The organism is Paraburkholderia sp. JPY465 (assembly GCF_050436725.1).
In the GTDB taxonomy this organism is placed as follows: domain Bacteria; phylum Pseudomonadota; class Gammaproteobacteria; order Burkholderiales; family Burkholderiaceae; genus Paraburkholderia; species Paraburkholderia youngii.
Genome location: NZ_JBNDMT010000003.1, coordinates 2400830 through 2422874, shown reverse-complemented (window position 1 = coordinate 2422874; position 22045 = coordinate 2400830). Strand labels below are relative to the sequence as shown.

14 protein-coding genes are annotated in these 22045 nt (G+C 66.2%); 8 read left to right on the top strand and 6 right to left on the bottom strand.

What is annotated here, in order from left to right:
• Window positions 1–21: 21 nt before the first annotated feature.
• Together QFZ94_RS25870 and QFZ94_RS25865 are read right to left on the bottom strand one after the other, a co-directional pair.
• On the bottom strand, window positions 22–4053 hold the full coding sequence (locus QFZ94_RS25870; protein ID WP_429460470.1) for a DNA translocase FtsK: 4032 nt from the start codon (window positions 4051–4053) through the stop codon (window positions 22–24).
• A 113-nt stretch (window positions 4054–4166) separates the two neighbouring features.
• Complete coding sequence (locus QFZ94_RS25865) at window positions 4167–4703, bottom strand: META domain-containing protein (protein WP_429460468.1); 537 nt, start codon at window positions 4701–4703, stop codon at window positions 4167–4169.
• 260 nt (window positions 4704–4963) lie between these two features.
• On the opposite strand from QFZ94_RS25865, the gene purT reads away from it, so the two are divergent.
• The 6 genes from purT (at window position 4964) to QFZ94_RS25835 (ending at window position 12126) form a co-directional block, all read left to right on the top strand.
• A complete protein-coding gene (gene purT, locus QFZ94_RS25860) occupies window positions 4964–6178 on the top strand; it encodes a formate-dependent phosphoribosylglycinamide formyltransferase (protein WP_410850566.1) in 1215 nt (404 codons plus the stop codon).
• A gap of 78 nt (window positions 6179–6256) precedes the next feature.
• Window positions 6257–6469 carry a DUF6726 family protein gene (locus QFZ94_RS25855; protein WP_410850565.1) on the top strand — a complete coding sequence of 71 codons (213 nt, stop codon included), beginning with the start codon at window positions 6257–6259 and terminating at the stop codon, window positions 6467–6469.
• A gap of 104 nt (window positions 6470–6573) precedes the next feature.
• Window positions 6574–6957 carry an MliC family protein gene (locus QFZ94_RS25850; RefSeq protein ID WP_410850564.1) on the top strand — a complete coding sequence of 128 codons (384 nt, stop codon included), beginning with the start codon at window positions 6574–6576 and terminating at the stop codon, window positions 6955–6957.
• Between the two features lie 236 nt (window positions 6958–7193).
• Window positions 7194–8846 carry an acetolactate synthase large subunit gene (locus QFZ94_RS25845; RefSeq protein ID WP_368586229.1) on the top strand — a complete coding sequence of 551 codons (1653 nt, stop codon included), beginning with the start codon at window positions 7194–7196 and terminating at the stop codon, window positions 8844–8846.
• A 45-nt stretch (window positions 8847–8891) separates the two neighbouring features.
• The gene (locus QFZ94_RS25840) at window positions 8892–10328 is read left to right on the top strand and encodes an aldehyde dehydrogenase family protein (RefSeq protein ID WP_429460465.1); all 1437 of its coding nucleotides are present in this window, start codon (window positions 8892–8894) and stop codon (window positions 10326–10328) included.
• A 343-nt stretch (window positions 10329–10671) separates the two neighbouring features.
• Entirely contained in the window at window positions 10672–12126 is a 1455-nt protein-coding gene (locus QFZ94_RS25835) for a DEAD/DEAH box helicase (RefSeq protein WP_410850562.1), read from the top strand.
• Between the two features lie 107 nt (window positions 12127–12233).
• Here QFZ94_RS25835 and gluQRS read toward each other — a convergent pair whose 3' ends face one another.
• On the bottom strand, window positions 12234–13124 hold the full coding sequence (gene gluQRS, locus QFZ94_RS25830; RefSeq protein WP_429460463.1) for a tRNA glutamyl-Q(34) synthetase GluQRS: 891 nt from the start codon (window positions 13122–13124) through the stop codon (window positions 12234–12236).
• A gap of 52 nt (window positions 13125–13176) precedes the next feature.
• On the bottom strand, window positions 13177–14040 hold the full coding sequence (locus QFZ94_RS25825; protein ID WP_018431567.1) for a sulfurtransferase: 864 nt from the start codon (window positions 14038–14040) through the stop codon (window positions 13177–13179).
• 305 nt (window positions 14041–14345) lie between these two features.
• Between QFZ94_RS25825 and dnaE the strand changes: the two genes are divergently transcribed.
• Window positions 14346–17915, top strand: coding sequence for a DNA polymerase III subunit alpha (gene dnaE / locus QFZ94_RS25820; protein WP_368586225.1), 3570 nt, complete (start codon window positions 14346–14348; stop codon window positions 17913–17915).
• Window positions 17916–17973: 58 nt separating this feature from the next.
• On the opposite strand, the gene QFZ94_RS25815 is transcribed toward dnaE, so the two are convergent.
• Complete coding sequence (locus tag QFZ94_RS25815; RefSeq protein ID WP_410850558.1) at window positions 17974–18735, bottom strand: glycosyltransferase family 2 protein; 762 nt, start codon at window positions 18733–18735, stop codon at window positions 17974–17976.
• Between the two features lie 244 nt (window positions 18736–18979).
• Here QFZ94_RS25815 and msbA point away from each other — a divergent pair, with 244 nt between their 5' ends.
• Window positions 18980–20773, top strand: a complete 1794-nt coding sequence (gene msbA, locus QFZ94_RS25810; RefSeq protein ID WP_368586223.1) for a lipid A export permease/ATP-binding protein MsbA — start codon at window positions 18980–18982, stop codon at window positions 20771–20773.
• 82 nt (window positions 20774–20855) lie between these two features.
• Here the strand turns inward: msbA and QFZ94_RS25805 are convergent, their stop codons facing one another.
• A complete protein-coding gene (locus QFZ94_RS25805; RefSeq protein ID WP_429460460.1) occupies window positions 20856–21881 on the bottom strand; it encodes a glycosyltransferase family 2 protein in 1026 nt (341 codons plus the stop codon).
• Between the last annotated feature and the right edge of the window lie 164 nt (window positions 21882–22045).

Sequence of the window (22045 nt, the reverse complement as noted above, 5' to 3'; positions counted from 1 at the left end):
TCATTGCGGTTCAGCGCGCGTTCATTCCGCCGGCCCCGGCGCCAGCACCTCGCGGCTGCCGTTGATGCTCATCGCCGACACGAGCCCGGCCGTCTCCATCTGCTCGACGAGCCGCGCCGCGCGGTTATAGCCGATGCGCAATTGCCGCTGCACCGATGAGATCGACGCGCGCCGCGTGCGCACGACGAACGCGACCGCTTCGTCGTACAGCGGATCGGCTTCCGCATCCGGCGCTTCGCCGAACAGGTCCTGGGCCGCGCCGCCATCGGTGGCCGGGCCGTCGAGAATGCCTTCCTCGTATTGCGGCTCGCCGAACTGCTTCAGATACTCGACGATCGCATGCACCTCCTCGTCGGCGACGAACGCGCCGTGCACGCGCTGCGGGTAGCCCGTGCCCGGCGGCAGGAACAGCATGTCGCCCTGGCCGAGCAGCGACTCGGCGCCCATCTGATCGAGAATCGTGCGCGAGTCGATCTTCGACGACACCTGGAACGCGACGCGCGTCGGAATGTTCGCCTTGATCAGACCGGTGATCACGTCGACAGACGGCCGCTGCGTCGCGAGAATCAGGTGGATGCCGGCCGCGCGCGCCTTCTGCGCGAGCCGCGCGATCAGTTCCTCGATCTTCTTGCCGGCGACCATCATCAGGTCGGCGAGCTCGTCGATGACGACGACGATCAGCGGCAGCGGCGCGAGCGGCTCGGGTGCATCGGGCGTCAGCGAGAACGGGTTGCCGAGCTTCTTGCCCTTCGCCTCGGTGTCGCGGATCTTCTGGTTGAAGCCGGCGAGATTGCGCACGCCGACCGCCGACATCAGCCGGTAGCGCTTCTCCATTTCGCCGACGCACCAGTTCAGCGCATTGGCAGCGAGCTTCATGTCGGTGACGACCGGCGCGAGCAGATGCGGAATCCCTTCGTAGACCGAAAGCTCGAGCATCTTCGGGTCGATCATGATCAGGCGCACTTCCTCGGGCGTCGCCTTGAACAGCAGCGAGCAGATCATCGCGTTGATCGCGACCGACTTGCCCGAACCGGTCGTGCCGGCCACCAGCATGTGCGGCGCCTTCGCGAGATCGGCGACGACCGGATGGCCGGTGATGTCCTTGCCCATCGCGAGCGTCAGTTGCGAGTGCGAGTTCTGGTAGACGCTCGCTTCGAGGATCTCGGAGAGCCGGATCGTCTGCCGCTTCGCGTTCGGCAGTTCGAGGCCCATGCAGGTCTTGCCGGGAATCGTTTCGACCACGCGGATCGACGTGAGGCCGAGACCGCGCGACAGGTCCTTCATCAGACCGACGATCTGGCTGCCGCGCACGCCGAGCGCCGGTTCGACTTCGAAGCGCGTGATGACCGGACCGGCCGATGCGCCGACCACCGTCACCGGCACCTTGAATTCCTGCAGACGCTGCTCGATTAGCTGGCCGGTTTCGCGGAGCTTTTCGTCCGAGATCGGTTCGACGTCGGCGTCGGCGGGGGCGAGCAGATCGAGCGTCGGCAGTTCGACCATCGAGGCGGCCGGCGCATGGAACTCGAAGCCGTTGACCGGCATATGGCCGCGCAGCGGCGCGCGGGCGGCGGGCTCGCTGGCGGGTTGGGCCTGCGGTTGCGGTGCGGGCGCGGGAGCGGGCGACGGTTCGGCTGCCGGTGTGTTCGTGGCAGGCGTTGCGTTTGCGCCGATCGAAGGCTCGATGCTGGTCGCCGGCGCCGCAAAGCCCGGGAAACGGACGACGTTCGAGACGACGGCTGGTGCGATTGCCGGCGTTGCGAGGTTCGGCGCACTCGTCGAGGTCGACGACGGCGAGTCGTTCGTCGGCTCGTTCGCGGGCTCGGTCGCAGCGGGCAGGGCAGGGGCGTGCGACGTCGGGTGCGTCGGCGGCGTTGCGGGCTCATCGGGCTGCGCGCCTTCGCTCGCGATCTCCGGTGACGGCGCACTGGACCACGGCGGCACGCTTGCGCTCGACGGTGCGGCGGTCTTGGCCCGCGGTGATTCCGCTGGCGCGGCCGCGCGTTGAGCCGCGGTGGGGCCGAGCTTGCTCTCCCACGGTACGAGCGTTTTGTCGATGACGATTTCGGCGACAGGCGCCAGGGCTTGCTGCGGTGTCGCGGAGTCGGCGGCCGCAGGTTCGACTGTTCGCTCGGATTCTTCACCCTGCGATGACGGGACCCTGTTGTCTGTCGCCGTCTGTGTCGGATCGTCTTCGATCGCCGGTACGTCTTCGTGCGTAGCGTCGTCCTGCAAGCTGGCTGCAAAGCGCTGGAACGGCGTCGCCGTCGCCGGCTCATGTTGCGGCGCGCTAGCAGCAGGTTCCGCGGCGGCAGGCTCAGCCGAAGCGGATGCCGACGGCTCGACAACCGCGGGCATGCCGGTAACAGTGTCCGCGGACACGGGATCGGCCGGCGTCTCTGCGACAGACACGGGCTCTGCAATCGTGGATTCGACAGCCGCAGCCGTAAGCGGCGGATGAATGACCGGTGGTTCGGTCGGCCATTGCGCAACCGCTTCGTTGGCGCTCTCGACCGACGTATCCGACTCGACCACCTCTTGTTCAGCCGGCAACTCCGCAGGTGCCGCTTGTTGCTGCGACTGCGCCGGCGAGACCGTCTCGCTGTTTTCGACGGGCAGCACGTCATGTGGCGCCGGCGGCACATCGAACGTCGTCGACACCCGCTCCACATCGCCAACCTTTGCGCCATCGGCGCCACGGCTGCGCGCGAGGCTCACGCCGGCCATGTCGGTCCAGCGCGCGGTGTTTTCCGCGATGCTGCGCAGCGTCTCCTCGACGCTCGCCGGCGGCGCGACTGTCGACGCGTTCGCCATCGTTCGCGTGAAGTTCGGTGTAGGGCGGCGCACGGTCGATGGCAATGTGACGCCGTTGGCGCGCTGAGCCGCCGGGAACGGCTGACGCGGAGTCGCGCCGCGATTGAGCGGCGCGCTACCGTCTGCCGGCCGTGGCAGCGACGACGGACGGCTGCCGCGGCCCGAAGCATTCATGGATCCCGCCGTCATGCCGATCCCAGCGCCCGATGCGGCGGACCGGCCCGCCATCGCCTGTGCCGCTCGCGCCGACACGCCGGACGCATTGGCGGCCGTCGCCGCCAGCGCGGCGCTGGAGCCGAACGGCGCGGCCACGCGCTGTTCGCCGACCGAGCGCCGGCCGGCCTGCGCAGCGCCGTCACGAACCGACATGCCCGCTGCGGTGGATGCACCCAGCGATCCCGCCGCCGCCGTCGCCGCGCGCGGCTCTGTCGTGCGCAGCCAGCCGGCCGGCGCGACCGGCTCGGTCGGCACGAATGGTGCCGCGGACCGGTCCGGAGCTTTGTCCACCGGCGCCGCCTGCGTTGCGATCGACGCGGCCGGACGCGGCGGCGCGCTCGACCCGGTGCGCAACGCCGGCTCAATCTGCCTGGCCGGCCCACGCGCCGAGCCAGCGGACGCATCGGCGCGCCAGCTTGCGCCGGCGCCACGGGCGGCAGCCTCCTTGCTACCCGCGATGCCAGCCGCGGCACCGCCCGCAGCGGCGGCGCCCGCGCCGCGCCCGCTCGCGGGCGGACGCCACACCGTCGGCCGCGCGTAGCGACCCTTGCTGTTGCGCGGCGCCATCGTGTTGGTTGCGGGCGAAACATGCGACGACGCGCTGTCTTCGACGGTGCGGTGGCGGCGCGCATCCTCGTCGCGTTTCGCGAGTCCGCGCGACAGACCAAGGCCGAACGCGCCGTCGGCCCACGCGGCGACGTCGCTCCAGTGGAAGTCGATGAGCCATGGCAGGCTGATCAGAAGCAGCGCGAGCGCGGCGAGCGGCGTAGCGATATGGCCGACCAGATGCCCAAGCCCCGCGGCCAGCGCATGACCGAAACCGTTGACGCCGGCGATGCCGATCAGCGAGCCCTCGAGCGTGCAACTCGCGATCAGCACGCAGACGAAGCCGAGCCAAAGCCGGATCGTGCCGCGGCCGCGCAGACCCGCGCCGCCCGGCAGCATCGACTTCACGAGGCGCCACAAAAGAGGAATGAACCAGACGGCCGACCCGCCGAACCAGCCGAAAACTACCGTGTGCATACCAGACATCTACGAATGACGGAGCGCGCGAGAAGCGCAACCCGTCGAGTTTAAACGGCGCAGCGCGCGGCTTCGAAGGCCGGCGCGAGTCTCGAACGCGGCGCAAACTCGCATCATTTGTCGCTGCGATCGAACATCAGCGTGTCGCCGTTGTCGAGGATCAGCTGCATCTGCTGTGGCGCGCGCATCTGCACGCCGGTGCGCGCGATGCGCTCGAGCGCTTCGAGGAACGGCTTTTCGATGTCGCCGCCCGGCGACACGCAGGCCTTGCGCGTGCCGGCGAGGGTGCCGAAGCTCAGCTTGCCGTCCTTCAGCATGTACGAACCCATGAAACGGTTGCAGCCCGAAAAGCCGCTCGCATGGCGTCGGCCGCCTTCGGTCGACAACGTGAGCGTGAGCGGCTCCTGATCCTTCGACGGCACCGCGCGCACCGTGCCGTCGGCGTTCTTCCACGAGCTCAGCACCCAGCTGCTGTCGTCGAGCAGTTGCACGGCGGCGGGGTTGAACGGATCGGGCGGCGGCGCCGACGAATCCGGATGCTTCGGGATCGCGCAGGCACCGAGCAGCGCGGCGATGCTCAACGCGGCGACGGCCGTGCGCAGGCACGGAGTGATGCGCGCAAGACGTCGCGGGCGGGAGCAAATGAGCATGGCGTCGTTCCTGTTCAAACTGGCGAAGGCGTAAGGGTAACGTACTAAGCTTGTCGAGCGCGAGCGATGCGCGCGGTGACGCGACCGCGGCTGAGAGCGTCGACGCGGCGGCACGCTTGCGCCCGACCGCCACGGCCTCGCGAACGGCGCCCCCGAGCGCACCCTGAACGCACCCTGAGCGCCGCGCGGCAAGGGGGCCGCATGTTAACATCGCGGTCTATCCAATCCCACCCTCATCCCGACTTTTATCTGGAGTTCCCATGCAGATCGGCCAACGGATCGGCACCCCCCTTTCTGAATCCGCGACGCGCGTGATGCTGCTCGGCGCCGGCGAGCTCGGCAAGGAAGTGATCATCGCGCTGCAACGGCTGGGCGTCGAAGTGATCGCCGTCGACCGTTACCCGAACGCGCCGGGCCATCAGGTCGCGCATCGCGCGCACGTGATCGACATGACCGACCGCGCCGCGCTGCGCGCACTGGTCGAGCAGGAGCGCCCGCATCTGATCGTCCCTGAAATCGAGGCGATCGCCACCGACGAGCTCGCCGCGATCGAAACCGAGGCGCTCGCCGAGGTGATCCCGACCGCCCGCGCCACCCAGCTGACGATGAACCGCGAAGGCATCCGCCGCCTCGCCGCCGAGGAGCTCGGCCTCGCGACCTCGCCGTACGCATTCGCCGATTCGCTCGACGAGCTGCGCGCGGGCATCGCGAAGGTCGGCTATCCGTGCGTCGTGAAGCCGGTGATGTCGTCGTCGGGCAAGGGGCAGTCGGTATTGCGCAGCGACGCCGACGTCGAACCTGCGTGGCAGTACGCGATGGCGGGCGGCCGCGTGAATTTCGGGCGCGTGATCGTCGAGGGTTTCATCGACTTCGAATATGAAATCACGCAGCTCACCGTGCGCGCGATCGACCCGGCGAGCGGCGCGGTCAGCACGTATTTCTGCGACCCGATCGGCCACGTGCAGGTCGCGGGCGACTATGTCGAATCGTGGCAGCCGCAGCCGATGAGCCCGCTCGCGCTCGAGCGTTCGCGCGAGATCGCGCACAAGGTGACGGCGGCGCTCGGCGGCCGCGGCCTCTTTGGCGTGGAACTTTTCGTGCGCGGCGACGACGTATGGTTTTCGGAAGTCAGCCCGCGTCCGCACGACACGGGGCTCGTCACGCTGTGCTCGCAGCGCTTCTCGGAGTTCGAACTGCATGCGCGCGCGATTCTCGGCTTGCCGGTCGATACGTCGTTGCGTGCGCCGGGTGCGTCGGCGGTGATCTACGGTGGACGTGACGAAGCCGGCATCGCGTTCGAAGGCGTCGCGGCGGCACTCGCGGTACCCAACTCGGACCTGCGCCTGTTCGGCAAACCGGAGAGCTTCGTCAAACGCCGCATGGGTGTCGCGCTCGCGACCGGCGAGAATATCGACGAAGCGCGCTCGCGTGCGAAGCAGGCCGCGGCGGCGGTTCGGCCGGTATCGGCGAAGTAACCGGCAGGCGGTGACGCGCGGCGTGGGCCGCATTCGTTTCTGGCTTAGCGCAGCAAAGAGATCGGAGCAGAGGATCGTATGGCGCTTGAATCGCGCAGCAATCCGTGGCGTGGCGCGCTTCGCCGGGTCGGCGCACTCGGCGTGGCGTTCGCGCTGTGTGCCGGTATCAGCGGCTGCGGGCTCGCGGCGGCGCCGTGCCGGGTCGCTTCGGCGGGACTGAAGATCGTGCCGGTAGTCGGGCACGTCGCCGCCGCGCCGACCGATGCGTGTGCCAACGTAATCGATCCTTGAAACGTCGTTGAGCTGCCCTGTAACCCGCCAGTAACCCGTCTGTGACCGGCGTGGCGGCCGGTATGCCTTCCTTGCCTGATCCCCCGCAACAATCGAGGTGTTCGATGAAGACATGGCGTGTTGCATTCCTCACGGCGGCAGCATCGATGGTGGCCTGGCTGGCGGCATCTTCCGGCGGCGCCTCGGCCGCGCCGTTGCAGTTCAAGCATATCGAAGGCAAGAACCACCAGACGCGCAAATACACGTGCGCGACCGGCAAGATCCTGCAGGTCACCTACTGGAACGCGCAGAACGGCCAGAGCTTCGCCGTGCTGCCGGTGAAAGGCACCTCGATGCTGTTCGTCAGCACGGTCTCGGCGTCCGGCGTGAAGTATCAGGCCGGCAGCTATACGTGGTGGACCAAGGGTCCGCGCGCCAATCTATACGACCTGACGAGCGGCGAGAACGCGCCGCCGATTCTCTCCGACTGCGTCACGGTGATTCGCTGATTCATTGATCGGCGCATACCTGCACGTCGTGTGGCGGCTTCGATCTCTGCCTCCGCCTGCTTCTTCCCGCGTCCGGCCTCCTGTCCGTCGCGCGCATCGTTTCCGTTCGAGTAGTAAGCTGTCCAGCATGGCGTTCGCCATGCCGTTTGCCATGCCGCGCGCGCGATGCGGTGTTTCGCGCGCAGCCGTCGTCGTCTTCGATTGTCCGTCCCACGAGTCATCAAGCGAGACCCTCAATGAAAGCATCGGACCTGTTCGTCAAATCGCTGGAAGCCGAAGGTGTCGAGTATGTGTTCGGCATCCCCGGTGAAGAAAATCTCGATCTGCTCGAGTCGCTGCGCCGCTCGAAAATCCGTCTGATCCTCACGCGCCACGAGCAGGCGGCCGGCTTCATGGCCGCCACCTACGGGCGGCTCACCGGCCGCACCGGAGTTTGTCTGGCGACGCTCGGCCCCGGCGCGACCAACTTCGTGACCGCGGCCGCGTACGCGCAACTGGGCGGCATGCCGATGCTGATGGTCACCGGCCAGAAGCCGATCAAGTCGAGCAAGCAGGGGCACTTCCAGATCGTCGACGTGGTGCGGATGATGGAGCCGCTCACCAAGTACACGCGGCAGATCGTGTCGATCGGCAATATTCCGGCGGCGGTGCGCGAGGCGGTGCGCCGCGCCGAGGAGGAGCGTCCGGGCGCCGCGCACCTCGAATTGCCCGAGGACGTCGCGCACGAGGAGGGCGACGGCAAGCCGATTCCGAAGAGCTACAGCCGCCGTCCGGTCGCCGAGGAGAAGGCGGTCGCGCGCGCGGTCGAGGCGATCACCGCCGCGAAACATCCGCTCCTGATGATCGGCGCGGGCGGCAACCGTAAGACCACGACGAAGATGCTGCGCGAGTTCGTCGACCAGATCGGCATTCCGTTTTTCACGACGCAGATGGGCAAGGGTGTGATCGACGAATCGCATCCGATGTGGCTCGGCAACGCGACGCTCTCCGACGGTGACTTCGTGCATCGCGCGATCGAGCACGCGGATTGCATCATCAACGTCGGTCACGACGTGATCGAAAAGCCGCCGTTTTTCATGCGCAGCGGCGAGGCGGGCGAGAAAACCGTGATCCACGTGAACTTCCTCGGCGCCGAAGTCGATCCGGTGTATTTCCCGCAGATCGAAGTGGTCGGCGATATCGCGAATGCGGTGTGGCAGCTCAAGGAGAGCCTGAAGACGCGTCAGGAACATTGGGACTTCACGCGCTTCAAGGAGATCAAAGAGCACTTCGAAGCGCATCTGGTGAAGGGCCAGCACGACGACCGCTTCCCGATGTACCCGGTGCGGATCGTCAACGACGTGTACGAGACCACGCCGGTCGACGGCATCGTGTGTCTGGATAACGGTATGTACAAGATCTGGTTCGCGCGCTACTACCGCGCGCACGAACCGAATTCGCTGCTGCTCGACAACGCGCTGGCGTCGATGGGCGCGGGCCTGCCGTCGGCGATCGCGAGCAAGATCGTACATCCGGAGCGCAAGGTGATCGCCGTGTGCGGCGACGGCGGCTTCATGATGAACTCGCAGGAGCTCGAAACGGCGGTACGCATGAAGCTCGACCTGGTGATCCTGATCCTGCGCGACGACGCGTTCGGCATGATCCGCTGGAAGCAGGAGAACATGAACTTCCCGGACTACGGCATGACGCTTGCGAACCCGGATTTCGTCGCCTACGCGCAGAGCTATGGTGCTCAGGGGCATCGGGTCGAGGCCGCCGAACAGTTCGCGCCGCTGTTGCGCGAGTGCTTCGTGACGCCCGGCGTGCACGTGATCGACGTGCCGATCGACTATTCGGACAACGAGCGCGTGCTCAATCGCGAGATCAAGCGGCTGTCCGCGCGGCTTTGAGTCTCTGTGCATCGACGCTTTGATTCGATTCAAGGAGAACGCGACATGTTGCAAAAGACCTATCCGTACTACCTCGCGAATGAGCCGGTGGCCGCGAACACCGACCTCGAAGTCACCGACAAATTCAGCGGCGAAGTCGCCACCCGCGTCGCGATGGCCGACGCGGCCGCGATCGACAAGGCGATCGGCCTCGCGGTCGATGCGATGCCCGCAATGCGCACGTACCCGCCGTTCAAGCGCCAGGCAGTGCTCGAACACTGCGTGAAGCGCTTTCGGGAGCGCTACGACGAACTGGCGCTCGCGCTGTGCATCGAGGCAGGCAAACCGATCAACGATTCGAAGGGCGAAGTCACGCGCCTGATCGATACGTTCAAGGTCGCCGCCGAGGAGAGCGTGCGCATCGACGGCGAGATCATCAATCTGCAGATTTCGCCGCGCGCGAACGGTTACCACGCGTACGTGAAGCGCGTGCCGATCGGGCCGTGCTCGTTCATCTCGCCGTTCAATTTTCCGTTGAACCTGACTGCGCATAAGGTCGCGCCGGCGATCGCGGCGGGCGTGCCATTCGTGCTGAAGCCGGCGAGCCGCACGCCGGTCGGCGCGCTGATCATGGGCGAAATTCTCGCGGAAACCGATCTGCCGAAGGGTGCCTTTTCGATTTTGCCCGCGCACCGCGACGGCGCCGACCTGTTTACGACCGACGAGCGCTTCAAGCTGCTGTCGTTCACCGGGTCGCCGGCGGTCGGCTGGGAGCTGAAGCGCAAAGCCGGCAAGAAGAAGGTGATTCTGGAGCTGGGCGGCAACGCGGCGGCGATCGTCGACGGCGATCAGGGCGGCAAGCTCGACTACGTGGTCGAGCGGCTCGCGTTCGGCGCGTTCTATCAGTCGGGGCAGAGCTGCATCGGCGTGCAGCGCATTCTCGCGCATGCGAGCGTCTACGACGCGCTGCGCGAGAAGCTGATCGCGAAGACGAAGTCGCTGGTGATGGGCGATCCGAAGAACGAGAAGACCTTCGTCGGCCCGATGATCTCCGAATCGGAGGCGAAGCGGCTCGCCGGCTGGATGGAGGGGGCGGTGCAGGCGGGCGCGCAGATCATCGCGGGCGGCAAGGTCGACGGCGCGATGTTTGAAGCGACGCTGCTCGAAGGCGTGAAGCGCGACACCGATCTGTATCGCAAGGAGGCGTTCGGGCCGGTCGCTATCCTCGAGCGCTTCAACGATTTCGAAGCGGCGCTCGCGCAGGTGAACGATAGCGACTTCGGCCTGCAGGCCGGCGTGTTCACCGATTCGCTCGCGCATGCGCATCGCGCCTGGGATGCGCTCGAAGTGGGCGGGGTCGTGATCAACGACGTGCCGTCGTTTCGCGTCGACAACATGCCGTATGGCGGCGTCAAGGATTCGGGTCTTGGGCGCGAAGGCGTGCGCTACGCGATCGAGGATATGACCGAGCTGCGGCTGATGGTGATGCGCGAGACGTGGTGAGCGGTCGATCTGACGCGGGCAGGGCGGGGGGGGGGGCGGCTGACGAACGCCGCGCGCCGCCCGCCCAGGCGCGCGGCTGTCATGCCACTGTCGTCTGTGCGCACTACGCTGCGACCGGAGCAACGGCCGCGAGCGGCCGGCCGGCCTTCGCGAGCGTTTTTGCTGAAGTGCTACAATACTGGGCTTTCGGCGGGTGTTTCCGCCAACCGGAGCCGGCCGCATTGACCGAACTCAGACGGGTCTCGCGCGGAACGACGTGGCTCCGCCTTCATCCTGATGCCCTCCGCGGCTCCGACCGCTGCCGCGCGCATCCGCGCCACGCGCCTTTTTAGCGAAAGCCACCATGTCCGACACAGCCGTCACGCCCAGCACCGAGACTTTTGATCAATTCGGCCTCGCGCCCGACATCCTGAAGGCCATCAAGGAATCGGGCTACACGTCGCCAACGCCGATCCAGGCGAAGGCGATCCCGGTCGTGCTGGCGGGTCGTGACGTGATGGGCGCCGCGCAGACCGGCACCGGCAAGACCGCGAGCTTCTCGCTGCCGATCATCCAGCGTCTGCTGCCGCAAGCCAATACGAGCGCGTCGCCGGCACGCCATCCGGTGCGTGCGCTGATCCTCACGCCGACCCGCGAACTCGCCGACCAGGTGGCCGCGAACGTGCAGGCCTATGCGAAGCACACGGCACTGCGTAGCGCGGTCGTGTTCGGCGGCGTCGATATGAATCCGCAGTCGGAGCAGCTGCGCCGCGGCGTCGAAATCCTGATCGCGACGCCGGGCCGTCTGCTCGATCACGTGCAACAGAAAACCGCGAATCTGGGCCAGGTGCAGATGCTCGTGCTCGACGAAGCCGACCGCATGCTCGACATGGGCTTCCTGCCCGACCTGCAGCGCATCCTGAACCTGCTGCCGAAAGAGCGCCAGACGCTGCTCTTCTCCGCGACGTTCTCGGGCGAAATCAAGAAGCTCGCCGCAACCTATCTGCGCAACCCGCAGACCATCGAAGTCGCGCGCAGCAACTCGACCGCGACCAATGTCACGCAGATCGTCTACGAAGTCGCCGAGGGCGACAAGACCGGCGCGGTCGTGCAACTGATCCGCGAGCGCGGCCTGAAGCAGGTGATCGTGTTCTGCAACAGCAAGATCGGCGCGAGCCGGCTAGCGCGCAGCCTCGAACGGGATGGAGTGGTCGCGACGGCGATTCACGGCGACCGCTCGCAAAGCGAGCGCATGCAGGCGCTCGACGCATTCAAGCGCGGCGAAGTCGAGGCGCTGGTCGCGACCGATGTCGCCGCGCGCGGTCTCGACATCGCCGAACTGCCGGCGGTGATCAACTTCGACCTGCCGTTCAACGCCGAAGACTACGTGCACCGGATCGGCCGGACGGGCCGCGCGGGCGCATCGGGCGACGCGCTGTCGCTGTGCAGCCCGAACGAGCGCAAGCAACTGGCCGACATCGAGAAGCTGATCAAGCGCCCGCTCGACCTGCAGCGCCTGACCGTCGAGGCGCCGGTGCGCCATCATCACGATGATCGTTCGCTGCGCCGCGAGCGCAGCGAATCGCGCGACGAGCGCAGCCGCCGCCGCACGGGCGGGGCGTCGGGTTCGTATGACCGTCCGCATCATCATCGCGCGCAACCGATCGACGATTTCTTCCTGAAGCCGTACGAGCCGTCGCCGGCATCGGCGCACAAGGTCGAGGAGACGGCCGCGCCGCAAAAGGCAGCGCCGAAGCGGCAACTGGCCGCGTTGCTCGGTGGCTTCGGAATGCCGAGGAAGACGCCCTCGTCGTCGTAAGGCGGGCTGTCGGATTCAGAGCTCGGGGTGCAACGCCCCGAGCGCAAAATCGGTGGGGCCGCGCGTTTTGATGTTTCGGAGAACGCAGCAGGCTCCACGCATAAGCATCATCTCGATGCGCTAATGTTCATCCGTTTTGCCCAGGCCGCGGTCGCGGCGCTGTAGAACTGCTCCAGCGTCGCACGCGGCTCGCTTCCCAGCTCCAGTCCCAGATGCCGTGCCGCCGCGCCTAATGCTTCGAGCGGCTTGTCGCTATCGAGCGCGGTCGCGCCGTTCTGTTTGCTCAGCTTCTCGCCGTGCTCGTTCGTGACGACCGGCACATGCAGATATTCGGGCGTCGCCACGCCCAGACAACGCTGCAGATAAATCTGCCGCGCCGTCGAATCCATCAGATCCGCGCCGCGCACGATGTGCGTGATGCCCGCGTCCGCATCGTCCACCACCACCGCCAGCTGATACGCCCATTGATCGTCCGCGCGGCGCAGCACGAAATCGCCGACCTCAGTCGCGAGGTTTTGCGTCTGCGGACCCTGCCAGCGGTCGTCGAACGTGATCACGGCCGAGTCGCGGTCGGGCACGCGCAGGCGCCACGCGCGCGCCGGCTTGCCGTGCAGACCGGTGCGGCAGGTGCCGGGGTAGGCGAGCGTGGTGTTGCGCGCGTGCGCGTGCAATAGCGAATCGGCGATTTCCTTGCGCGTGCAGCCGCACGGATAGACGAGACCGGTCGATTTCAACCGCTCAAGCGCCTGCTGATAGCGCGCGATACGCTGGCTTTGCCAGACCGGCGTTTCGTCGGCGCGCATGCCGAAGCGTTCGAGGGTCGCGAGGATGTCCTCGGCGGCCCCGGGCACCGTGCGCGGTCCGTCGATATCTTCGACACGCACCAGCCACGCGCCGCGCTGCGCGCGCGCGTCGAGCCAGCTCGCGAGCGCGCTCACCAGCGAGCCGAAATGCAGCGGGCCGGTCGGCGAGGGTGCGAAGCGTCCGCGATAGGTCATGGCGTGGGGACGTCAGGCGGGGCGCCCGCGCCGCGAGGCACCCCGGCTGTCATTACGCGGCGCACGCGGCCTTGCTGTCCGGATGGCACGCCGGGCAGGTCTTGCCCGCGACGTACATCGGCGATTGCTGTTGCTCGGGCGTGACTACCGCGCGGCAGCCGAAGCATTGCGCGGTCGCGGTCGGTTCGAGTTGCGGATTCAGCGCGGTGCGATAGTCGAACACGAAGCAGTCGCCGTGATAATGCGCGCCGCCCACTTCCTCGAAGTATTTGAGGATGCCGCCTTCGAGCTGGTACACGTTCTCGATGCCGACGTCCTTCATATGGATCGCGGCCTTCTCGCAGCGGATGCCGCCCGTGCAGAACGACACGACCGTCTTGCCTTCGAGGTCGGCGCGGTTATTCTCGATCACCTCGGGGAATTCGCTGAACTTCGTGATCCGATAGTCGAGCGCGTTGTCGAACGTGCCGACGTCGACTTCGAACGCGTTGCGCGTGTCGAGCATCACGACCGGACGGCCTTCGTCGTCGTGACCGCGGTCGAGCCAGGTCTTCAGCGTGGGCGCGTCGACGAACGGCGCGCGGCCGAGTTCGGGGCGGATCGCCGGCTTTTTCATTGTGATGATTTCGCGCTTGAGCTTGACCAGCATGCGCGTAAACGGCTGCTTGTCCGACAGGCTTTCCTTGAACTGCAGATTCGCGAACTTGCCTTCGAACAGCGCGTCGTGGCGGATGTAGTCGATGAACGCGTCGGTGTTCTCGCGCGTGCCGGCGATGAACAGGTTGATGCCTTCCGGCGCGAGCAGGATAGTGCCGCGCAGGCCGAGCGCATTGCAGCGTTCGGTGACGAATGGGCGCCAGGCGGCGGTGTCTTCGATGGTCGCGAATTGATACGCGGCGAGGTTGACGATACTCATGTGTGTTCTGCGGTAAAGATGGCCAGCGTGGCAAAGGGCGGCGGGCCGTGCCGCCGCTGTCGCGCCCCCCGTATAAGACCCGGGGTTTGGCGCGCGGTTTCGCGCGCGTTTGCCGCGTATTTGCCAGTTGAATGGCAAGGCCGAAACAGGCGAAACTTCTATTATCCCTCAACCGGGGATTTTCCCCGGCCTGGCCGAATGGCTAATGGGTTGCGCTAGCGCAAACAACGCTCTCGCCGACCTCGTCCTGGCCGGATGGCCAACGCGCCGTTTTGACCTGAAATCTGCGGAAGGGTGGGGTTACAATGTCGCCCATGTCAGATCCCCGCTTCGTCCATCTCCGCGTTCACTCCGAATTCTCGATTGCCGACGGCATCGTGCGTCTCGACGACATCGTCGCGGCGGCGGCCAAAGACGGTCAGGGCGCGCTCGCGCTCACCGACCTCGGCAACGCGTTCGGCCTCGTCCGTTTCTACAAGGAAGCGCGTGGCAAAGGGGTCAAACCCATTGCCGGCTGCGACGTCTGGATCACCAATCCGGACGACCGCGACAAGCCTTCCCGTCTGCTGCTGCTGGTCAAAGACCGCCGCGGTTACCTGAACCTTTGCGAATTGCTCAGCAAGGCCTCGCTGACGAACCAGTATCGCGGCCGCGCGGAAATCGAAGCCGGCTGGCTCGAAACCGGGTTGGGCGAAGGGTTGCTCGCGCTGTCGGGCGCACAGCAGGGCGACATCGGTCTTGCGCTCGCGGCGGGCAACGAAGAGGCGGCGAAGCGCAATGCACGGCATTGGGCGAAGGTGTTCCCGGGCGGCTTTTATATCGAGCTGCAGCGCTACGGTCAGCCTGGCGGCGAGCAGTACGTGCAACAGGCGGTCGCGCTCGCGGCATCGCTGAAACTGCCGGTCGTCGCGACGCACCCGATGCAGTTCATGACGCCGGACGACTTCACCGCGCACGAAGCGCGCGTGTGTATTTCCGAAGGCGATATTCTTGCGAATCCGCGTCGCCAGAAGCGCTTCACGGCCGAGCAGTACTTCCGCACGCAACAGGAAATGGCCACGCTGTTCGCGGACATTCCTTCGGCGCTCGCGAACACAGTGCAGATCGCGAGGCGCTGCAATCTGACGCTCGAACTCGGCAAGCCGAAGCTGCCGCTCTTTCCGACGCCCGACGGCATGTCGCTCGACGACTACCTGGTGCAGCTGTCGAAAGAAGGCCTCGAAAAGCGGCTCGAACAGTTGTACCCGGACGAGGCCGAGCGCGACGCGCAGCGCGCGACGTACTACCAGCGCCTCGAATTCGAGTGCGGCACGATCATCAAGATGGGCTTTCCGGGCTACTTCCTGATCGTTGCAGACTTCATCAACTGGGCGAAGAACAACGGCGTGCCGGTCGGTCCTGGCCGCGGTTCGGGCGCGGGTTCGCTGGTCGCCTATGCGCTCGGCGTGACCGATCTCGATCCGCTGCGCTACAACCTGCTGTTCGAACGTTTCCTGAATCCGGAGCGGGTGTCGATGCCCGACTTCGATATCGACTTCTGCCAGCACGGCCGCGATCGCGTGATCCAGTACGTGAAGGAAAAGTACGGTGCGAACGCGGTGTCGCAGATCGCGACGTTCGGCACGATGGCGGCGAAGGCGGCGGTGCGCGACATCGGCCGCGTGCTCGATCTCGGCTACATGTTCACGGACGGCGTCGCGAAACTGATCCCGTTCAAGCCGGGCAAGCACGTGACCATCGCCGACGCGATGAAGGAAGAGCCGCTATTGCAGGAGCGCTTCGACAACGAAGACGAAGTGCACCAGCTGCTCGAACTCGCGCAGCGCGTAGAGGGCTTGACGCGTAACGTCGGTATGCACGCGGGCGGCGTGCTGATCGCGCCCGGCAAGCTGACCGATTTCTGCCCGCTTTATACCCAAGGCGACGACAGCGGCGTCGTCAGCCAGTACGACAAGGACGACGTCGAGGCGGTCGGCCTCGTGAAGTTCGACTTTCTGGGCCTGACCACGCTGACCATTCTGGATTGGGCCGAGCGCTATATCCGCCGCCTCGATCCGTCGAAGCAGGACTGGTCGCTAGGCCAGGTGCCGCTCGACGACCCCGCGTCGTTCTCGATCCTGAAGAAAGCGAACACGGTCGCCGTGTTCCAGCTGGAAAGCCGCGGCATGCAGGGCATGCTGAAGGACGCGCAGCCCGACCGCTTCGAAGACATCATCGCGCTCGTCGCGTTGTACCGCCCGGGTCCGATGGACCTGATCCCGAGCTTCTGCGCGCGTAAGCACGGCCGCGAGGTGGTGGAATATCCGGACCCGCGCGTCGAACCTGTTCTGAAGGAGACCTACGGCATCATGGTCTACCAGGAGCAGGTGATGCAGATGGCGCAGATCATTGGCGGCTACTCGCTGGGCGGCGCCGACCTGCTGCGTCGCGCGATGGGTAAGAAAAAGCCCGAGGAGATGGCCCAGCACCGCGAGATTTTCGCGGAAGGCGCGGCCAGGAACGGCCTCACGCGGGAGAAGTCCGACGAAATCTTCGACCTGATGGAGAAGTTCGCGGGCTACGGCTTCAACAAGTCGCACGCGGCCGCCTACGCGCTGCTCGCGTACTACACCGCGTGGCTGAAGGCGCACCATCCGGCCGAATTCATGGCGGCCAACATGTCGCTCGCGATGGACGACACGGACAAGGTCAAGATCCTGTTCGAAGACTGTCTCGCGAACAAGATGGCCGTGCTGCCGCCGGACGTGAACCTGTCCGCGTATCGCTTCGAGCCGGTCGCCGAAGCCGACGGCAAGCGCTCGCGCACGATCCGCTATGGTCTGGGCGCGATCAAGGGGAGCGGCCAGAACGCGATCGAAGAAATCCTGCGCGCGCGCGAGGACGGCCGCTTCATCGACATCTTCGATTTCTGCAATCGCGTCGACCGGCGCATCGTCAATCGACGCACTATCGAAGCGCTGATTCGCGCCGGCGCGTTCGACACATTGCATCCGAACCGCGCGCAGCTGATCGCCTCGGTGTCGCTGGCGATGGAAGCGGCCGAGCAGGCAGCGGCCAATGCGCTGCAGGCGGGTCTGTTCGACATGGGCGACGCGCCGTCGCAAGGCCACGAACTCGTCGACGAACCCGAGTGGCCGGAAAAGCGCAAGCTGCAGGAAGAAAAGGCCGCGCTCGGTTTCTACCTGTCGGGCCATCTGTTCGATGCCTACAAGGACGAAGTGCGCCGTTTCGTGCGCCAGAAGATCGGCGAGCTGAAGGAAGGGCGCGACAAGCTGGTTGCGGGCGTGATCGTGTCGCTGCGCACGCAGATGACCCAGCGCGGCAAGATGCTGATCGCGCTGCTCGACGACGGCACCGGTCAGTGCGAAGTGACGGTCTTCAACGAGGTCTTCGAAGAACACAAGCAGCTGTTCAAGGAAGACGAACTGCTGATCGTGCAGGGCCAGGCGCGTAACGACGCGTTTACGGGCGGCATCCGCTTCACCGTCGAAACGGTGATGGATCTCGGCCGCGCACGCTGCCGCTACGCGGACTCGCTGAAGGTGCAGATGAACGGCAACGCTAACGCGCAGGCATTGCGCCGGGTGCTCGAAGCTCACACCGCCGGCAAGGACGAGCAAGCCGCACCGGCGGCCGCCACACGTGGCAACGGCGGCGGCAATGGCGGTGGGCGTGGCGGCTTCGGCGGCGATGGCGGCCGTCAGCGTCAGGCGGTGCAGATTCCGAATGGGCTCGCGGTGCAGGTGGTTTATCGCAGCGAGCATGCGCAAGGCGAAATGCGTCTGGGCGACGCGTGGCGCGTGAAGCCGACCGACGAACTGCTCGCCGCGCTGCGCGGCGAGTTTGCGGGAAGCTCGATCGAGATCGTGTATTGAGCGAGGTCGGCGGTGTGGATCGGCCGGTGCCGCGGGTACCGGCTAATCTGAGCTCGGCTTATCGCCCGCCGGTTTTTTCGAGCCGCGCCAGCTTCAGAAACCGGTAGTACACCGTCTCCGCATTGAACAGCGCGATCATCAGCCCGGCGCGGCCATCCAGAAAACCGCGCCGCAGCAGATAAGTCCGTACGAACGCCCACAGGCCGCGCCCGATAGCAAGACGAATGCTGCCTTTTTGGCCGGCCTCGTAACGCTGCCGCGCGCCGGCCGTCGAATACGCGTCGAGCTTGCGCAGCACGCCCTCGAAGTCCTCGTACGAGTAGTGCATCAGCTTGCCGGTCAGGCGTTGCGCGGGCGTATCGAACACGAGGCGCTCGTGCACGAGATCGTCGGAGAAGCGCGCGGCGCCGCGTTTGAAAAGGCGCGGAATCCAGTCCGGATACCAGCCGCTGTGATGGACCCATTGGCCGCAGAAGCTCGACAGACGGTCCACCGCGTAGACGTCGGCGGTGGGTGCGGCGAGCGCCGCGCGAATCGATGCGGCAAGTTCCGGCGTGACGATTTCGTCGGCGTCGAGCGACAGGATCCAGTTGGTGGTCAGTGCATCGACCGCACGGTTCTTTTGCGGGCCGAAGCCCGGCCAGTCCGTTTGTTCGATGACGCGTGCGCCGTGCGCGCGAGCGATGTCGGCGGTGCCGTCGGTGCTGCCGCCGTCGATCACGACGATCTGGTCGGCGAAGGCCACGGCCTGCAGGCATTCGGCGAGCCGCGCCGCAGCGTTCCGGGTGATGATGGCAACGCCAAGAGTGGTTTCTTGCATACCTGAGTTGCGTGGAGGACGAAGTGACGGAGCGGGCCCCGCGATGCGGCAATCGAGCAGCGAGTATACACATCCCATCCGGCCCTACACCACAGCGCGTTTCCGCCAAGGTGTTGCGCGCATGCCGTCGCGCGCCGGGCGCCGGCCGTCATCTGCAACCGATTACAATGCTCTTTTTTGATATTCCACGCGGCCGCCCAACCCTGCGCCGCGTGCTCGCCGTTCCGCATTTCCAGAGGATTCCTTGAGCGCGAAGCCAACGTTAAGCAAACCCATGGGTTCAGGCGATGCGTCGTCGCCGGCCGTCGTCCTGCGGCGCCTGTGGCCATTCATCAAGCCGCTGCTGTGGGTCGTGGTCGGCGCGATTGTCGCGATGGCGGTGAGCGCCGGCACCGACGCCGCCATTCCCGCACTGCTCAAGCCACTGCTAGACAAGGGCTTCGGCTCGCACGCGGTCGACAAGACCAAGTGGCTCGTACCGATCGCGGTGATCGGCCTCGCGCTGATTCGCGGCGTGTCGCAGTACGCATCCGGCTATCTGCTCGCGTACGTGTCGAACAAGATCCTGCTCGAACTGCGTCTGAAGATGTTCGACCGCATGATCCACACGAGCGTCGCGTTCTTCCAGCGTGAAACCGCGAGCACGGTGATCAACGCGATCGTCTTCGAGGTCAACCAGATCCTGAACGTGCTGCTGAGCGTGATGGTCACGCTCGTGCGCGACTCGCTGACGGTGATCTTCCTGCTCGGCTATCTGTTCTATCTGAACTGGCGGCTGACGTTGATAGTCGCGGTGCTGCTGCCGGGCATCGGTTGGTTGGTCGGCAAGATCAATCGCCGGCTGCGGCGCCTGAACCGCGAGCATCAGCTGCTCACCAACGAGCTGTCGTACATCGTCGAGGAGACGGTGGGCGGCTACAAGGTCGTCAAGGTGCATAACGGCGAGCAGTACGAGATGGACCGCTTCAACTCGATGAGCCGGCGCCTGCGCGGCTACGCGATGCGCATGACGGTGTCCGGCGGCCTCGCGCAGCCGTTGACGCAGTTCCTCGCGTCGATCGCGCTCGCGGTCGTGATCACGATCGCGGTGGTGCAGTCGTCGTCGGATCAGACGACGGTCGGCGGCTTCGTCGCGTTCGTCACGTCGATGCTGCTGATCATTTCGCCGCTCAAGCATCTGATGGACGTGAACCAGCCGTTGCAGCGCGGTATGACCGCGGCCGAACTGATCTTCGGTCTGATTGACGAACCCGCCGAGCCGAAGGGCGGCGGCAAGCCGCTCGCTCGCGCGCGCGGTGAGGTCGAGTTCCGCGACGTGTCGTTCACCTATGGCACCAGCTCCACGCACAACCGTCACACGCTCGACCAGGTGTCGTTCAAGGTCGCCCCGGGCGAGATGGTTGCGCTTGCGGGTCCGTCGGGCAGCGGCAAAACCACGCTCGTGAACCTGCTGCCGCGCTTCTTCGATCCTACCGGCGGTGCGATTCTGGTCGACGGCGTCGCGCTGCCCGAGTACGACCTGCATGCGCTGCGCAGCCAGATCGCGATGGTGAGCCAGGACGTCGTGCTGTTCAACGACACCATCGCGCACAACGTCGCGTACGGCCAGGAGGTCGATGCTGAGAAGGTCAAGGCGGCGCTGCGCGCTGCGAACCTGTGGGACACCGTGCAGGCGATGCCGCAGGGTATAGAGACGCTCGTCGGCGACAACGGCATGATGCTGTCGGGTGGCCAGCGCCAGCGTCTCGCGATCGCGCGCGCGATCTACAAGGACGCGCCGATCCTGATTCTCGACGAAGCGACGTCGGCGCTCGATTCCGAGTCCGAGCGCCACGTGCAGGCGGCGCTCGAAACGCTGATGAAGGGCCGCACGACGCTCGTGATCGCGCACCGTCTGTCGACCATCGAGCGCGCCGACCGCATCCTCGTGATGGAAGCGGGGCGGATCGTCGAGCGTGGCAGCCATCGCGAGCTGCTCGAACACGACGGCTTGTACGCGCATCTGCATCGCATCCAGTTCCAGCAAAGCCCGGTTTGATCCGGCACATTGCGGACGCATCGCGCAGCGCTTCGTGACCCAGGTCGCGTCGCAAAGCACCGCCCAGACCCGGGCGTCGTCCTCAGGCCTTTCCGCCCCGCACGACCCGCTTGATCCAGATGCCCGGCGCATAAACCACCGGGCAACTCGCGTACAGAAACATCCGAATCCGCAGCCCGAGCTTCACGCCGGTGCTGCGCGTCACGAGGCCAATGCGTTCGCCGAGGCTGCCCGCTTCGAACATCGCGTGGATGAACTGCTCACGCGCGAGCTTCGGCGCCATCGCCGCGCGCATGCGTTCGCCGACACCGGCGATCTCAGCGTCGCGCTGCAGCTGCGCGAGCTCCGCGAGTCCGTAGCGATTGCTCTGCCGCATCCGCGCGATCAGCTCATCGACCGACTGATAACGGCGCTTGCGCGAGACTCCGCCGCGCCGGTAGCGCACCAGCGGCTCGCGCAGGCTGATCGCGCCGCCCGACAGGATCGCGCGCAGCACCATGATCTGATCCTCGGCGGCGGCGCCCGGCAGCATCGGCCCGAAGCGCTCGATCAGGCGTCGCGACCAGGTATGCGCGGCGCCGATCAGCCATGGACGCGCGACGAGCCAGTCGTCGAAGCTGCGATAGCGGTCGAGCTCGGTCGGGCTCACGCGCTCGTGCACGTGACCTGTATCGTCCATGTCGGCGAGGTCGGTGGCGATCAGGTCGGGGCGGCGTCCGTGCGCGAGCCAGCAGTCGACGACGCGCCTGCAGCGCTCGGGCGCGGACATGTCGTCGCCGGCCGCGACGAACAGCAACTCGCCTTGCGCCAACTGCGCGAGTTGCGACAGGTGCGCGCTGATGCCCTGGTTTACCGTATTGCGCCGCGCGATCACGCGATGCGGCCCGCTGTAGCCGGCGATTGCCGCTTCGATAGCGGCGTAGGTCGCGTCGCTGGACGCGTCGTCGGAGACGATGATTTCGAGCGGCTCGTAGGTTTGCGCGAGCGCGCTGCGCACGGCGTCACCGATCTGCTCTGCCTGGTTGTAGGCGATCACGAGCATCGAGACGAGGGGGCGGTTGGTGTCGGCCGTTGCAGGAGTTGCGAGGTGCGGCAGGCTATCTGTCATGGAGTCGGGGAGAAGGCGATTGGCCTAGATTTTAGCCGCTGACCGCCGCGCCGCGCGACGCACACGGCAATCCCGAACGACACGTGCTGAACCGGGCGAAAACCATCCTTTACAATTGCCGCTGCCCCGCAACTGCGCACCCACGGCCTCGTCCGCGCGTGCGC